The following is a 14,388-nucleotide window of genomic DNA, read 5'->3' as shown; positions in this document are numbered from 1 at the left end:
CCGACAGCACAACCCACTCTTCGTCCGAGAGCTCATGCCGCCGCACCATGCACCACATGATGCCCCATCAAGGAGTCTTTGAAGACACGCCCTAGCCCCCTGTCCGGCGGCCCGGATGTCCTCGGGCCGGTCCGCCGGACAGGTCCAGCCCCCGGCGCGGGGCCCCTCCCCCTCCCATGGCCGTGCCGCAGTCTCCCCGCTCACGGTCCAGGGCCCCGCGCCGGGCCCCCTTCCGATCCAGGCCCCATCGCAAGGAGCATGATGTCCGACCACACCGAGCCGACACCGATCGCCGTGGCGCCCGGCCCGGAGGGCATGACGGGCGACGGCCGCTCGGCGCCCCGGGTCTGCGACTACCTCCTCAACGGCGACGCCTGGTACCGGGCGGACGACCGCGAACTCGGCGAGAGGCTCCTCCTGGCCGCGCCGTGGCTGCTGGACAGCATGAGGATCAACGCGGACTTCACGGGGCGCGCCACGCTCGTCCTTGCCTCCCTCGGCATCACGCAGATCGTCAACCTCGGCTGTGGCTACCCGCCCCGGATCGCCAAACGGCGCCAGTACCGCCCGGCGCCCGTGTTCGACGTGCTCCGCACCGTTCACGCGGCCGGGCGTGTCGTCTACGCCGACGCCGACCCCTACGTCGCCGCCCACGCGAACATGAGCCTGGCGGAGGACCTGGCGACACGCGCGATCGGCGCCGACGCCCGGGACATCCCCGGCCTGCTCGACCAGGTCGCCGAGTTCCTCGACCTCACCCAGCCGGTCGGTGTCGTGCTGAACGACGTTCTGCCCTGGGTCGACGACGCCGACGCCGATGGAGTTCTGCGGTCCCTGCACGACCTGCTGCCGCCCGGCAGCGCCGTTTCCATCACTCACGCCACTCCTGAACAGGATCCCGCGCGCTCACGCGCCCTCGTCGAGACGTGGGCCGCCGCCGGGATCGGCTACCACCCCCGCAGCAGGGAGGCCCTGACCGCCCTGCTGGAGCCGTGGGCGCTACTGGCCCCGGGCATCGCCCCGACAGGGCAGTGGGGACACGACCGATCACCCCGGCTCCCCGTCCGCCTGGCCAGCGGGGCCACATACGACTGGACGCAGTCCCACGCCTACGCCGCGATCACCGCGCCGAAGACCTCCGGGCCAGTCCCCCGCCTGGAGGACATCCTGGCCGCAGAGCCGGAGTCGGGGCCGGATGCCGGGCACGTCCTGATCGGCGCCCGGCTGCGCGTGTTCCGGGAGGACCAGGACCTCACCCCGGAGCAGATCGCTCTGTCCGGGTACACCACGCCTCTCGCCGTGCTCGCCGGGGAGACCGGCGCCGTCCGCTACCTGGAGGGCTCGACACCCTCCGGCCCCGGAAAGCTCGGCCGGTGGAAGGCCCCGGTCTCCCTGACGGAACTCCTGACCTACCTGGGCGAGCACTGGACCCCCGCGGACTGCGTGGTCGACTCGCTGCCCGGGAACCTCGGCCGGGCGCGGGCCGCCGTCACCGCCTCGGCCCGCGTCCGTGCCTTCGCGATCGACTACATCCCCGACCCCTTCCAGACCCCGAAGTACGCGACCCGGTTCGGCCTCGGCACCGCCCTAGTGGCCAACAACACCGACCTCCCGCTCGCCGAGACCCGGGCCACCCTCCAGAACGACCCCCGGACCTGGGACCTCACCCTGGACGAAGCCGTACTTCTACGGGCCACCGGCGACGACCAGATGATGGCCGACCAGATCGAGCACCTGCTCGCGCTGTCCCACTGCCCGCACGTCACCATCCGCGTGCTGCGGCTCGCCGCCTCCTCCGCCCTGCCGGTCACCCACCTCGTCGAGCACCACCTCGGCGCACCGCCAGGACGCCTTCCACTACACCACCGGCAACCGGGGCCGCGCCCGAGCCCTGATCCTCGACCACCACGCCGACCAGGCACTGTCGCCGGACGACACCAGGGGCTTCCTCACCGACATCCACCACGGCCTGACCACCGGCCGCACCCCTGCACGCCCATGAGCTACGGCTACGACGAATCCGAACGACCAGCGAACGGGGGCTGGTGGTTACGCGGCGGTACCGTCGGGGCGGATCGGCGCCGGGAGGGCGCGCAGGCGGGCGGTCAGGTCGGCGCCCGGTCCGATGGCGCTGGTTCCGAGTGCGTGTTCGAGGCGCGTGAGGCGGGTGCGGGCGGTGGCGCGAAGCCGCGAGGGCGGGATGAGGTCGAGGATGTCCAGCGCCCGCCCGGCTGCCTGGTCTGGGGCATCGCGGGCTTCGGCCAGGGCCAGGACGAGGGTTGCGGCCACCCATCCCGGGGTGTGCTCGGGGGCCGCCGTGATGGAGGTTCGGGCGACATCGGCGGCCCGGTCGTAGCGCTCCAGGGTCAGATGGGCCTCGGCGACGTGCAGGCGGTGCTCAGCGGCGTCGTATCCGAACCGCCCCGGCAGCTCGACGGCGGCCCTCATGATCTCGTCGCTCTCGCTGACGACGTCGTCGGCGCGTTCGGCGTGGCCGAGTGCGGCGAGGGTGGGCAGGAGAGCCCAGCCCAGGAGCTGGGCGCGGCGAAGGCCGGCGGGGGCGTGCTGGAGGCCGTACTCCGCGTGGTTCCGGGCGTGCTGCCAGTCGTGGCGGGCGGTGGCGACCATGGCCAGGGCGCCGCTGGACCAGGCGGTGAGGGCGGCTTCGCGGGTGGATTCGCCGATGGCTCCCGCCAGGGTGAGGTGGGCCCTGGCGCCGGAGCGGTCGTCGAGGTGGTAGGCGAGGTTTCCCAGGAGTGCGGAGAGCCATCCGACCTGCTGCCGCAGGCCGCGGGCGGTGACGGGGGCCGCTTCGGCGACGACCGTGGACAAGAGGTTGCGGGTCGCCCGGACTTCGTCGAGCAGGACGGCGGGCGGGTGCTTGCTGTAGTTGAGTGCGTAGTGCTCCACTGCTGCTTCGGCCAGGTCGACGAGCGCGGAGGAGCCCCCGGGGACGTCCAGGACGGCCCACTGTACGGATTCACGGATGGCGGGCAGCCCACTCGCGGTCGTCATCTTCACCTCTCGTACGGCGCTCGGTTCCTTGTGCTGCCGACCGTAGTGGAGTTGAGGCGGAGCCGCGCACGTCCTGCACCACAAGCAGCGTGTCTCCAGCCCGAGCTGGTCCGGCCTCGCCCCGTACGCCCGGGAGATCATGATCCTGTATTCGTCGCCAGGTACTGCCTGCCCGTGCTCGTACCGGCACAGCAGGGCCTGCGAGAGGTTCGGCGGGAGCAGACCGTCGACCCGGTAGACCGAGCCCACTTCGCGGATCGCCTACGCTCTCGACCACCCCAGAGCCAGACGCCATGCCTCCAGCGCGGTCAGTTCGGGCAGCTCGGCCCGCAGGACGCCGGCGGTCTGTTCGTGGCCGTTTCCCTCGCGCTGGCATCGGGCCCGAAGGCGGGTCGCCTCGCGCTGGATCTCCGTACGGCGTGCCCGCGTCACCGCCCCCACAGTCCGCCCCTCCGCCGTTCCCCCGAGCAGACCTGCCTCGTAGGGCACCGTCCCGACATTGACCGACACCGTCAATGTTCCTACAGAACAGCGTCAATGACGCACCGTCAGACCAACTGCCATCTTGGAAGCCGACTGGAGCGCTCCGGCCGGCCCGGGTCTCTGCACCCGCGCCCCGGCCTGCTCACGGCGCGCGGTCCTCCGCTCCGCGCACCGCGTCCACCGCATCTCGCCACGTCCGTACACCGCCACGGGCGGCCGACGCCGCCCTCCTGCCGACTTCAGGGACAGCCATGACTCTCAGTTCCGTATCCGTGCCCCCCGGCACCTTCACCATCGGCAAGACGTTCGGCTTCGAGGCCGGTCACCGGCTCGCCGGGCTGCCCGCCGGGCACAAGTGCTCCCGGCAGCACGGCCACAGCTACCAGATCGACGTCATCCTCACCGCCATGTCACTGACCGAGCCCGGCTTCGTGACGGACTTCGGGGCGCTCGCCCCGTTCAAGGAGTTCCTCGGCAACGAGCTGGACCACCGCAATCTGCACGAGGTCCTCCCCTTCGAGCCGACCTCGGAGCACCTGGCCCAGTACCTGGCCGGATGGATCGTCCAGAACCTGCAGCCGCAGCTGCCCGGACGCCTCCTCGCCGTCCAGGTCCGGGAGACCGGCCGCAGCTGGGCCCGTTTCGACGTGGGGGACAAGTGAACTCCGGGACGGCAGCCTCCGGAGCCGCAGCAGGAGAGCGCGATCGCAGGCTGATCGTCGCGGAGTGCTTCGGGGTGAAGGTGCCCACGTTCCAGGGCGAAGGGCCCAGCTACGGGCATCCGGCCCTGTTCATCCGGCTCTCCCGCTGCAACCTGACGTGCGCGAAGTGTGACACTCCATACACGTGGGACTGGTCCCGGTTCGATCCGCGTACGGAGTCGACGAAGCGGACGGCGTCGGAGCTGGTGGCGTGGGCGGTGCCCTCGCCGGTGGAGCTGGTGGTGATAACCGGCGGGGAACCGCTGCTCCAGCAGGAGCATCTGGTTCCGCTGACCCGCCAACTACTGCTCGCGGGCAAGCGGGTGGAGATCGAGACGAACGGGACCCTCTCACCCCTGCCCGGACTGGTGCGGGACGGAATCCGGTTCAACGTGTCACCGAAGATCGCCAGTTTCGGGATGGCCGAGGCGAGGAGCGTGGTGCCCTCCGTGCTCAGGGCATTCGCGGATTCGCGGCGGGCGGTGTTCAAGTTCGTCGCGACCACGGTGGCCGACCTTGACCGGATCGCCGAACTCGTCGAAGAGCACCGGCTGGCGCCGGTATGGGTGATGCCCGAGGGCACAACCGCGGAAGCGGTCACGGCGGCGACCCGGGTGCTCGCTGACGAGGTCGCGGCCCGGCACTGGTACCTCACCACCCGTCTGCACGTGCTCGCGTTCGCGGACGCGCGCGGCCGTTGACGTCCGTCCGGTCCACCCCGAATCCCCAGACCTGGAAGGAATCGCACATGACGACATCCGTGTCCCGCCCCGGGACCGGCCTGAACGGACCCGGCCTCCCGCAGATTCGCGACGGCGCTTCCATCGACACCGGGCGGGTCGAAGCGCTGGTGTCCCAGCTCCTCGTCGAACTGGGCGAGGACCCGGGCCGCGAAGGGCTGACTGGTACCCCCGAACGTGTCGCGGCCTGGTGGAGCACCTTCCTGTCCGCCGACTCCAGTCTCACGACCACCTGTTTCACCGAGTCCCAGCTGGGTGACCAGTTGGTCGTCGTGGGCGGGATGAGCGTGTGGTCTCTCTGCGAGCATCACCTCTTGCCCATGAACCTGCAGGTCACCGCCGGGTACGTGCCTGACGGCACGGTGGTGGGCCTCTCCAAGTTCGGGAGGATCGCACAGCTCTACGCCGCTCGGCTCCAGGTACAGGAGCGCTTCACCCGCCAGGTCGCCGAACACCTCGCCGACGCGATCGGCCACGACGACATCGCCGTGGCTGTCCGCGGCACGCACTTGTGCATGAGTATGCGGGGCGTGCGGATGGAAGCGGCCCGTACCACCACGATGCGCAGCGGCGGGCGTCTGGCCGCCGACCCTGTTCTCGCGCAGCAGTTCCTCGCCCTCGTCGCCCAGCAGGTGGCACCGTGACGAGCGTCCGCGGCCGGGGCATCGATTTCTCCGTCATCGCCCCGCCGGCCTACCTGAACGCCTTCGTCGCGCAGGAGCCCGCGCGGGTCCACCACGTCGGCGCCCAGCACATCCTGTCCGACGACGCCTACCGGGCCTTCTTCGCCCGCGAAGCCGAGCGCGGCGCCGAGATCGTCGTGGACAACGGGCTGTTCGACCTCGGCTACGCCCTTCCCGTGGAGCTTCTGGTCGAGGCGGCGCGGGCGGTGAGCGGGGAGCGGTCTTCCTGACCAGGAGTTTTAATCCGCACCCACCCTCCCCCGGAACCACTTCCACCGAAACAGACAGAACACCCCAGGGCGCGACCGGACGGCGGGCGGGCCCGGCGCCCGGGGTACGGCGGCGGACAGACAGCGGACAGCGCAGCCGCAGCGCTCCGGCGGCGGGGCGCCCCGCCGTCGGAGCGCCGGAACCACGTGCCTCTCATGCGAGACACCCAGACAGGACAAACCGGGACCCCCGGGGCGCGGCGTTCTCTGGGGGCGGGGCCGTCAGCGCTTGCGGAAGTCGACGCGCGCTTTCAGGTCGGCGAAATCCGAGTCGTCTTCGGCGTACGAGGTGAAGTAGATGCGGAAGTCGCCCTTCGGGATCTCTTTGGGCATCTGGAAGGTCCAGCTCTGCTTCCACTCGCCAGCGGGCGGCTTGGAGTCACCGGACAGCTTCGCGCCCCAGGTGGCAAGCAGGTCCGGGAGGAGACGCGACTCCCGGAGCAGGGTGACCAGGCCCAGCTTCACCTGGACCTGGACCTGGACCTGTGTGAGATCGACCTCTGCTTTCAACCTGCCGGTCAGGTCGATGCGCAGTTCCTTGCCCGGTTCCGGGAAGGCGGGGGTGAGGGTGATGTCCTTGATGTCGAGAAGGTAGGTGTCATCGCTGGCGTCTTCGATCAGATCAGTCGGCATTGACGCAACGTACCCGACTGATCACCCTTGGCGATCACGGTGAAGAGAAGGTGCGGCACGAGTCAACCGGTAACCACGCCCCGCCGGACGGCGAGGACCGCCAGGACGCGGAGGGCGGACGGGCCAGGGGCACTCCGCCCGCCGGGGCCGGAGCCCGAGCCAGGGCCGTAGGGCCCGTACGGCGACCTGACGCTCTCCGCAGAGAAGAACGCGCCCTTTCGGGGCCTGGAACGATGCCCGAAGCCGGGAGACACCCCGGTGGCACCTCGGGCGGAGCCGGGGGCGGGAAGTCTCGGGGCGCGGCGCCGGACGACGGCAGGCCCGGGGTGGTGTTGACGGCCGCGAGCGCGGCCAGGCAGTCAGCCGGGACCCGGGCTCATTCGCCCGCCGGCTCGGTGCCCTGGTCCCCCGGCTCCAGCACCGTGACGACGTGGCCTTCCCCGAACTCTGCGAGGACCTCTTCCACATTCCGCCCGCTCGTGTTGGCGAGGAGGAACCGGCTGCCACCGTTGTTGAAGTACGAACGCACCGTCAGAGCCAGCCCGCTCTCACTTTCACCGAAGATCTCGGTGAAGCCCAGCCAGTTCTCGACCGGCACCACCGTGCCGACGGCTGGGTCGAACTCGGCGATGAGCACGGGGACCGGCTCGGACACCCCGCTCGTTGCGAGGCTGAGGCGGGTGTTCTCGAAGATGTGGACACCCGGGTACTGCGGCATGCTGCCGTCCTTGGGTTGCAGGGTGCGGCCTCGGATGAACCGCAGACCACGTTAGTGATCAAGAACCGACCCTACGCACCTGCCCCACTCCAGGGCGGAGAACCCAGAAATCGCCCACGCGCGTCTCAGGACCGTTGAGCCGTTCCTCCGGCCGTCACCATGACGGCGAAAGGAACACCACGATCTGGCCCCGGTCCGCGAGAAAGCCCCAGCCAGCCCCAACAGGTTCAGACACGGGCCGTCAGAAGTCGGCGGGGAGGGCGCCGTTCAGCTCCTTGAGCCAGGGTGCGGGGTTGTCGCGGTCGAGACCGCGTGTATTGCGGGTGACGGCGGCGTCGTCGGTACGCGCCTCCAGGAGCCGCAGAGGGTCCTGGCCGGGGTGGGCGGTCTCGACGTGCCAGACAGCATCGGCCAGGGAGGCGGAGCCGAGGAGGAACGCCCCGGCTGCGCCGCACAAACACTGCACCCAGGCGATCGTCACGCCGGTCGTCTGCTGGAGGGTCTGCATGTCCTGCACAACGAGCCGGGACCGCCCGCCGCAACGACCGGGCGGGGTTATCGGGTGGCGGGGCCGGGGTCGGCGGGGCCGGTGCCGAGACGGCGCCGGACGGGCCGGGCCCGGGGCGCCCCGGACAGACCGGAGCCGGGCTCCGGGCCGGGGGCGGGGGTCCAGTCACCCGCCACCGCCCGCTCAGCGGCCGTCAGCGAGCGAGGATCCCGGACAGCCGAAGCCTGGCCCCGGGCGGGAGCGGGGGTGGTCGGCGCGGCCGGGACGGGTACGGCGGGGAAGGGTCCGGGGCCCAGGGCCCGGCGGGATGCGGTACTCACCACCCCAGTCTCCCCGGCCACCCTGGCGGGCCGTCAGCAGACCGGTGACGGAACGCCAGAGAGACCGGGCCCCCTTGGCGCGGGGGATGGTCAAGGGGGCCCGGCCACGGATCGTAGAGCCGTCAAGGGGGCGTCGACCGGCAGATCGCGGAACCGGTCACATACCGCCGGTCACATCCGGCCCGAGACGGGGGTGTACCGAGCGGTGGATCCGGGACGCCGAGCGGCACCAGGCCCGCCACTCCCGCGGCCGGTCTGCGGACGCTCCGACTCGTGCCCATGCCCACGAGGCAGCGGACCCGTGCGCCGTGTGACCATCCGCCCTGGTGGGAGGGTGTGGTCCGGGGTCGGGTTCCGGTTCGGGGCGCGAGATATCGTGGCTCCGGCGCGGCGGTTCAACCAGGATCCGGTGGGCCGGGAGGAGGCGGACATGACTGTTGTGACCCGTCTGGTGACCTACGTGGACCTGGACGGCAGCGCCGCGGACACCCTGTCGGTGTCGGCACGGCTCGAGGCGGTCCTGACGGACGGCCGCAGCCTGGTGCTGCTCGACGACCGAGGGTGGACTCAGCACGCCATGGGCTCGGCGGGCATCGCGCCACGGATGCCGGCCGAGGACTTCGAGGAGACCGCCCGGATGGTGGTCGGGCCGGACGAAACGGACGAGGACGAGACACACGGGCAGGCGGCAGCCGGCCACTGGGGTTGGCTCGCCGACAGACTCGGGCAGCAGGGTGTACGCGTCGAAGCGCGGGACATGGAGCGGCTCCCGCACGATGTCGTGCTCAGCGAACGCCTCCGCCGTGGATTCTCGCTCACTGAGCCTCTCCAGGGGTACCGCTCCCGGGTCAGGACGGCCGCGCTGAACGTACGGGAGAGGGACCCGGAGCCACGGGTGCGCGGCTCCGGACCCTAGCCGGTGGTCTCTTGAGGGACCCGCCGCGCCCGGAGGCCGGTCGCGTTCGAGCGGTGGGCGGCGGAGAACTGGCACGGGGACAACTTCGAGGCGGGGTTCGCGGAATGGCTGCGTGCGACGGGTCAGGCGCCTGCGGAGCCGGGGAGCCCGCCCGCCGGGCGGGCTCCCCGGCCCGGTCACATGCGAAAGCCAGGTGAGGGGTTAGGGGAGTTTTTGCAGGTCAGGGCCGTGTTACTGGGCCTCGTGTGACTGGTTGTGTGACGGAGCAGGGCAAGGTGCGCGCGGCAGGACCAGGTGTCCCTGTCGCACGCGGTGGAGGTGCTCCTGGAGGCGTACAGCGCGGGCCTGGTCGACATCGGGGCGCTGTCGGCGCAGCTCGATGAACTGGCGGAGGCGCGGCGCGAGACGCCGTCCTGCCCCTGGGCCTGGGCGTTCCCCGTTGGCCAAGGGTGCGGGGCCGGTCGGAGCCCTCAGCCGGGCGGGGTCGTGCCGTGCTGGGCTACGGGTGAACTTGCCACCAGCGGTCCCCCTCAGCACGAGCCACTTCGGCGTCGTACTGACTCGCGTCGAAGTGGAGTTCCGGTGGGGGGTGAGGCACAGGGGTGTGCGCCGCCCACGGAACCTCCCAGTTCGACCACTGCACGGTATCCCCGAACCGCTGCACGACCACGGTCAGGAAGCCGCAGCAGCCTCCGGTGCAGTCTGGTTCCCCCAGCTCCAGGCGCCGCGCTTCGCCGGTCGCCCGGAGAGGGCTGGTGCCGCTGGCTGGCAGCGCCTCAGCCGCGTACGGTCCGCGGCCGCCTTCGCCGACCGTCTCTTCGACCACGTCCTCGCCGTTGACCCAGAACCGCAACTGGGCCGCGAACCGGGGTCCCGGCGGCAACACCTTGATCTCCAAGCGATCGAACATCAGACCACCCTACGGGCGCACAGATGTCGATGTGCAATGCAGCCGACGCCTACCTCCGACCGGCCGACGGAGAATCCACGAGGCGCCTCCCGTTCTCGGGTTCTGGCTCAACTTCTGTGATGCCAGCTTCTCGATCGTGGCGTCGGCTCGCAGGACGCGGGAAACTCACAGGTCAGAAAGAGCGCCCTCATGCTGGCCTGGGCGGGTACGAGGTGTGCCCACAGAAGTTGAGGTAGTCGCCGTACGGTCGGCACGCGGGCTATGCGCAGCCGTAGCACCGGGCCGCACGGCCCTTCCAGCATCGGGGCCGGACTTCGATTCACTGGCGGGACGACCATGTGGTCAGGGGCGGGCGCCCTTGAGTTGCTGCTGTGTCAGCCTGACCGGCTGACCGCCAGGGGTGTAGAGGCGCTTGATGAAGATCTGGAACCCCAGGTCTCTCAGCTTCGCCTCGGCCTCGTTGGTGTTGTGGGGTTCCGCGGCGAGCGCGGCCCGTACGAGCGGAATCACTGGTATCAGGCGTCCGCCGATGTCGGCTACGACCCAGAAGTCGTTGGAGCCATGCGCGGTGTAGTCGGGCTCTGTACGGGATGCCTCGATGACCGATGTCCGGGTCAGCGGCAGGCTCCCGCCGCCCTTGATCTTGACCGTCGTCGTGCTGGTGGTGGTCATGAGGTGGCCTTCCTTTTCCACGGTATGTTGATCGTACGGACTGGATGGCACCAGGCATGAGGCTGCCCCCGCCGGTCGGCGGTCCGTTCGGGCTCTGGCGTCAAACGCGGTGCCACCGCACCAGCACGGGGGTGGTCTACCTCACCTGCTGGCTTCCCGTGTCCACGACCCGGCGCCACAATCGAGAAGCTGGCATCACAGAAGTTGAGCCAGAACCCGAGAGTGGACAGCGTTTGTCCACTGCTTTGGGAGGCAGACCGCCGCGGTCCAGGGCAGAAATGTTGATCTCGTCAGGGTGTCGTCCGGCGAGTCGGAGCCGGGCAGTGATGGGAATCGCCCGGTAGCCCCACAACGTTGAGGGTCGGTTCCGTGCCTCGGGCGATCTCGAAGGTGAAGGTCGCTCCGCTGGGCAGGGCCGTGAGAGCGCACTGGCCGCCGAAGGTGAAGGATACATCGGGCTGCCAGGGGCAGCCGGCCTGGTCGAGAGCTTGCGTGACGTCCTGACAGGTGACGCCGCCGGGAGAGTTCTGCATCGCTCCGGAGGTGGAGGACGGCAGTTCGATCACGTCACGCCAGGTCTGGATGCAGATGAGACCGATCCTGCGGCAGCGGCAGACGCTGAGTTCGAGGTCGCCGTATGCGAAGAGCCGGGGCCACTTCCGGCTCCGGCTCATCGTGCCGACATCCCAGGGCTCGCCGAAGGCTGCGGTCACCTCGTTCCAGTCGGCTCCGGTGACCACAGGGCCCCATCGGCCTGTCTTCGCAACTTCGGTCAGGATGTCGAGGATCGCCATGAATCGGATCATGGCAGCTGGTTCGAGCCTGTGACCAGCGAGTTCTTGCTCAGCTCCCAGTGGCCTGCTCGGTGCGGGCGCGGGTGGCAGCGAGCCGGTTGGCCTCGGTGCGGTTCTCGTCATTCGGTGAGCAGAGGGGGTGGTGTCTGCGGGTTCGGTGGTGAATCCGCGGGCGCGCAGGGCTCGTTTGACGGTGGTGGTGGTGGTGGTGGTGAGTTTGGTGCCGGTGGTCGTGGCGGTGGTGTGGGCGTGGGTGAGGACGTCGCGGACTGCGTCGGCTCCGTGGGTCTTGAGGACGGGCACGAGGGCGGTGGCGGTGGAGACCACGGGCGGAGTGTCTGCAATTGCAGACATCAGGGCGAGGACGGGGGCGCTTCGATCTCCCGCAGCAGTTCCCCGTCATCGTCATAGAGCTCAAGACTGAACCGCAGACCGAACCGGGTCAGCAGCGCAGCCAGCTCCTCGAACCGTTGAGGATCGACGACTCCGTTCAGGAGCGTGTCCCCTTCAGTCGGGTCGACCTCGATGCGGCACCAGCTGGTCTCGACCTCATACGACTCCCACGACGAGGGCGACGTCGTCCACGCCGACGTGGTCGGTGTCGGGGGTGACCGGGTCGAGGGCGGCGAGGAGGGAGCGGCGGCCGGGCGGGGGTGGCGCGGACGGCGGGCCAGTCGATGTGGGGGCGGACGGTGTCGAGGAGGGCGACGTCCTGGGCGTTGTAGAGGGGGATGGTGGTGGGGCCGCCCTGGGCGGCGGGGTAGCGGACCTGGGTGGTGTGGGTGGGGGTGAGGTAGCCGAGGCGGACCAGGTGGTCGAGGTCGGTGCGGCGGACGCCGAGGCGGTGGGCGGCCTGGTCGGGGCCGAGGGGGATGTGGCGGTCGGGGACGGCGGGCAGGTCCCGGCGGCGGGCGAGCTGGGCGACCTGGTCGGCGTGGACGATGGGGAAGTCGGGGTCGTCTCCGAGTTGGGCGAGGAGTCCGGCGCGGACGAGGCGTGCGACGGCGGAGACGGTCACCGCGGGTCGCCTGGGGGGTAGCGGGTCGCCCAGGGCGGCGGTGAGCTGTTCGGCGGCCTGGTGGGCGTTGCGGACGTGGAAGGCGGCGCGCAGGGCTTCGGGTTCGGTGGCTTCGACGGTGGTGCGGGTCCACTCCCAGCGGCCCGCGTCGGGGGGCGGGACGAGGCCGGTCCCGGCCGCCCACCGCCAGGCCGCCACCGGCAGGCCGAGGCGCCCGGCCGCGCCGTACTCGTCGTAGGTCTCTCGTCGGGGGCTCATGTGGTTCCTTCCGTAGCTGTCGTGTGGGGCGGGCGGGGCCTGGTCGTGTCTTTCGCCGGAAACATCCTTGAATGTTCCGTTGTGTGTCAAGTGGTCTTCCCCTGGAGTGAGTTGGGGTGGCTCGTTGCAAGTCGCCCCCGCGTAGGTGAGGGCTGAGATTCACCCGGACGGGTGAGCCGGCGGTCTGGCTCCGGGGTGCAGGGCGGGGGTGTTCGGTCTGCCGGGCGGGTGGTGGGACCGGTGCCGTCCGGGGTGGGTTCGGGTCAGCGGACGGCGAGGAGGAGGGCGACGGCGGCGACGGCCGCGGCGGCCCAGGTGCCGGTGACGGACAGGGGCTTGTCGAGCTGGGGGTGGCGGTGGACGAGGTAGCCGACGGCGCCGAGGACCAAGAGCAGGACGAGGGCCAGGAGCACGGCGACGAGGAGGGCGAGGAGGGACACGGGCGGGGGCCTTCCGGGCAGGCGGTGCGCCGGGAATGGGCGCGGGGACGGCGCGCGGGGGCGGCGTGCTGGACGTCGCGGGGGTGCCGGGTGTCGGCGTCGGTGCGCGGTGGTCCGGATGGTGCCGGGCGGCGGGGTTAGCCCCGCAAGTCCCGTACGGCGGAAGGCGGGAGGGGGTGAAACGGGGTGGGACGGGGGGCGGCCGGAGGCGGGGCTCGACGGCGGCGAGGGGTGGTGACCGGCGCCCGCTGGGGCGTTGGGTGCCGGTCACCGGAGCCCGGGGAGCGATAACCAGTCGGCAGCCCGGCCCGGGAGTCACAGTAGGGCCCGGCGGAGGGGGCTACGCGCCGAGCGGGAGCCGGGGCGCTTGGGTTGATGGTGGCGGGGAGGGGGGCAGTCGGCAGGTGGCGGTCCGGCTCCTCTTGTTGAAGTCGTCGTGTTCTCAGGTGGCGGTGGGCGGATGTGCGCCGAGGGTGCGGTCGACAGCGTGGTGGAGCGTGTCGACGAGCCGGGCCGCGGACTGCGCCTGGGCCAGCGGTTCGCCCTGGAAAGCGCCTGAGGGACCGTCGAGCCGGCGCCTCACCTGGCTGAGGGCTATCTCGGCCGCCACGTGATCTCTGACTGGCAGCTGCCGGTGCGGCAGCGTCTCTAGGGCTGTGTGCAGTTCGCGGGCCAGGCGGTCGAGGTAGCCAGAGAGCAGAAGGGCGGTCTGTTCGACGTCGGCGGGGGCGGGGGCGGTGTGCTGGTCCCAGTGCAGGACGGCGGTGGCGAGGGCGGTGTGGGCGTCGCGGTCGAGCGGGGCCTTGGTGTCCCAGGATCCGGTGGGGTCGTGGACAACGCTGCCGTGGATCATCGTTCGCCTCCCTGGAGGATCGTGTCGAGCATGGGGGCGACGGAGGCCAGGGAGACTCCGTGGGTGTGGAGATGGCGCTGCTCGGCCTGCCAGACCGACCATCTCCAGCCGAGGTGTGCGATCTCGGGGACGAGGAGAACGTTGATTTCGGGCCGTCGGACGAACTGTCGGACGGCGGTCCAGCCCGCACGGCTCTGGGGGTCGCTGGTCAGCAGGCAGTGGTCAATAACGGAGGCCTTCGCAGCGACCTCCCAGCCCTTCTCCGTAGCAATCTGGCGAGCGGCGGCGAGTATCTGCCGGGCGGCGACGGGGTCGGGCTCGCACACGTACAGGGCGACCCCGGTGCGCTCGCGGCGCACGAGGGCGGTGCCGGGCGGGGGTGGGGAGTTGTCTGGCACGGGGGCCTCCCGGGGGCGGTGTCGGCGTCTTCGTCCAGACAACCGCACCGGGGGCCGGG

General features: G+C 70.9%; 18 protein-coding genes and 1 pseudogene. 6 read left to right on the top strand and 13 right to left on the bottom strand.

Annotated features, from left to right (window positions below; all coding sequences use genetic code 11):
* Positions 1-258: 258 nt before the first annotated feature.
* Positions 259-1,737: pseudogene (locus ACIRQY_RS34090) on the top strand (Scr1 family TA system antitoxin-like transcriptional regulator); the annotation flags it as partial.
* On the opposite strand, the gene ACIRQY_RS34085 reads toward ACIRQY_RS34090, so the two are convergent.
* From ACIRQY_RS34085 to ACIRQY_RS34075, 3 genes are all read right to left on the bottom strand, one after another.
* Positions 1,687-1,830: a hypothetical protein gene (locus tag ACIRQY_RS34085; RefSeq protein WP_403932300.1), complete on the bottom strand. Its 144-nt coding sequence runs from the start codon at positions 1,828-1,830 to the stop codon at positions 1,687-1,689. The pseudogene ACIRQY_RS34090 and the gene ACIRQY_RS34085 overlap by 51 nt on opposite strands.
* A gap of 219 nt (positions 1,831-2,049) precedes the next feature.
* Positions 2,050-3,015 carry a Twin-arginine translocation pathway signal gene (locus tag ACIRQY_RS34080; protein ID WP_403932297.1) on the bottom strand — a complete coding sequence of 322 codons (966 nt, stop codon included), beginning with the start codon at positions 3,013-3,015 and terminating at the stop codon, positions 2,050-2,052.
* A gap of 261 nt (positions 3,016-3,276) precedes the next feature.
* Entirely contained in the window at positions 3,277-3,447 is a 171-nt protein-coding gene (locus ACIRQY_RS34075; protein WP_403932294.1) for a hypothetical protein, read from the bottom strand.
* Positions 3,448-3,749: 302 nt separating this feature from the next.
* Between ACIRQY_RS34075 and ACIRQY_RS34070 the strand changes: the two genes are divergently transcribed.
* The 4 genes from ACIRQY_RS34070 to ACIRQY_RS34055 are packed head-to-tail and all read left to right on the top strand — an operon-like array spanning position 3,750 to position 5,852.
* Entirely contained in the window at positions 3,750-4,160 is a 411-nt protein-coding gene (locus ACIRQY_RS34070; RefSeq protein WP_403932286.1) for a 6-pyruvoyl trahydropterin synthase family protein, read from the top strand.
* Entirely contained in the window at positions 4,157-4,900 is a 744-nt protein-coding gene (locus ACIRQY_RS34065) for a 7-carboxy-7-deazaguanine synthase QueE (protein ID WP_403932283.1), read from the top strand. Before ACIRQY_RS34070 ends, ACIRQY_RS34065 begins: the two co-directional genes overlap by 4 nt.
* A 47-nt stretch (positions 4,901-4,947) precedes the next feature.
* The gene (gene folE / locus ACIRQY_RS34060) at positions 4,948-5,583 is read left to right on the top strand and encodes a GTP cyclohydrolase I (protein ID WP_403932280.1); all 636 of its coding nucleotides are present in this window, start codon (positions 4,948-4,950) and stop codon (positions 5,581-5,583) included.
* A complete protein-coding gene (locus ACIRQY_RS34055) occupies positions 5,580-5,852 on the top strand; it encodes a hypothetical protein (RefSeq protein ID WP_403932277.1) in 273 nt (90 codons plus the stop codon). The genes folE and ACIRQY_RS34055 overlap by 4 nt, the downstream gene beginning before the upstream one ends.
* 261 nt (positions 5,853-6,113) lie before the next feature.
* Here the strand turns inward: ACIRQY_RS34055 and ACIRQY_RS34050 are convergent, their stop codons facing one another.
* From ACIRQY_RS34050 to ACIRQY_RS34040, 3 genes are all read right to left on the bottom strand, one after another.
* Positions 6,114-6,524, bottom strand: a complete 411-nt coding sequence (locus ACIRQY_RS34050) for an ML domain-containing protein (RefSeq protein ID WP_403932274.1) — start codon at positions 6,522-6,524, stop codon at positions 6,114-6,116.
* 376 nt (positions 6,525-6,900) lie between these two features.
* Entirely contained in the window at positions 6,901-7,242 is a 342-nt protein-coding gene (locus ACIRQY_RS34045; protein WP_403932271.1) for a hypothetical protein, read from the bottom strand.
* A gap of 241 nt (positions 7,243-7,483) precedes the next feature.
* On the bottom strand, positions 7,484-7,750 hold the full coding sequence (locus ACIRQY_RS34040; protein ID WP_403932269.1) for a hypothetical protein: 267 nt from the start codon (positions 7,748-7,750) through the stop codon (positions 7,484-7,486).
* A 750-nt stretch (positions 7,751-8,500) separates the two neighbouring features.
* Here ACIRQY_RS34040 and ACIRQY_RS34035 point away from each other — a divergent pair.
* A complete protein-coding gene (locus ACIRQY_RS34035; protein ID WP_403932266.1) occupies positions 8,501-8,986 on the top strand; it encodes a hypothetical protein in 486 nt (161 codons plus the stop codon).
* A 499-nt stretch (positions 8,987-9,485) separates the two neighbouring features.
* Here the strand turns inward: ACIRQY_RS34035 and ACIRQY_RS34030 are convergent, their stop codons facing one another.
* The 7 genes from ACIRQY_RS34030 to ACIRQY_RS34000 form a co-directional block, all read right to left on the bottom strand.
* The gene (locus ACIRQY_RS34030; RefSeq protein ID WP_403932263.1) at positions 9,486-9,896 is read right to left on the bottom strand and encodes a hypothetical protein; all 411 of its coding nucleotides are present in this window, start codon (positions 9,894-9,896) and stop codon (positions 9,486-9,488) included.
* 342 nt (positions 9,897-10,238) lie between these two features.
* Entirely contained in the window at positions 10,239-10,568 is a 330-nt protein-coding gene (locus ACIRQY_RS34025) for a hypothetical protein (RefSeq protein WP_403932259.1), read from the bottom strand.
* Between the two features lie 290 nt (positions 10,569-10,858).
* Complete coding sequence (locus ACIRQY_RS34020; RefSeq protein WP_403932256.1) at positions 10,859-11,689, bottom strand: hypothetical protein; 831 nt, start codon at positions 11,687-11,689, stop codon at positions 10,859-10,861.
* Between the two features lie 163 nt (positions 11,690-11,852).
* Positions 11,853-12,638: a hypothetical protein gene (locus ACIRQY_RS34015; RefSeq protein ID WP_403932253.1), complete on the bottom strand. Its 786-nt coding sequence runs from the start codon at positions 12,636-12,638 to the stop codon at positions 11,853-11,855.
* 263 nt (positions 12,639-12,901) lie between these two features.
* Complete coding sequence (locus ACIRQY_RS34010) at positions 12,902-13,078, bottom strand: hypothetical protein (protein ID WP_403932250.1); 177 nt, start codon at positions 13,076-13,078, stop codon at positions 12,902-12,904.
* A 442-nt stretch (positions 13,079-13,520) separates the two neighbouring features.
* Positions 13,521-13,931 carry a hypothetical protein gene (locus ACIRQY_RS34005; protein ID WP_403932248.1) on the bottom strand — a complete coding sequence of 137 codons (411 nt, stop codon included), beginning with the start codon at positions 13,929-13,931 and terminating at the stop codon, positions 13,521-13,523.
* The gene (locus tag ACIRQY_RS34000) at positions 13,928-14,329 is read right to left on the bottom strand and encodes a hypothetical protein (protein WP_403932245.1); all 402 of its coding nucleotides are present in this window, start codon (positions 14,327-14,329) and stop codon (positions 13,928-13,930) included. Before ACIRQY_RS34000 ends, ACIRQY_RS34005 begins: the two co-directional genes overlap by 4 nt.
* Positions 14,330-14,388: the final 59 nt, after the last annotated feature.

Source organism: Streptomyces sp. NPDC101490, from assembly GCF_044767145.1.
Lineage (GTDB): Bacteria > Actinomycetota > Actinomycetes > Streptomycetales > Streptomycetaceae > Streptomyces.
The sequence above is the reverse complement of the archived record's forward strand: the minus strand, read 5'-3'. Positions and strand labels throughout refer to the sequence as shown.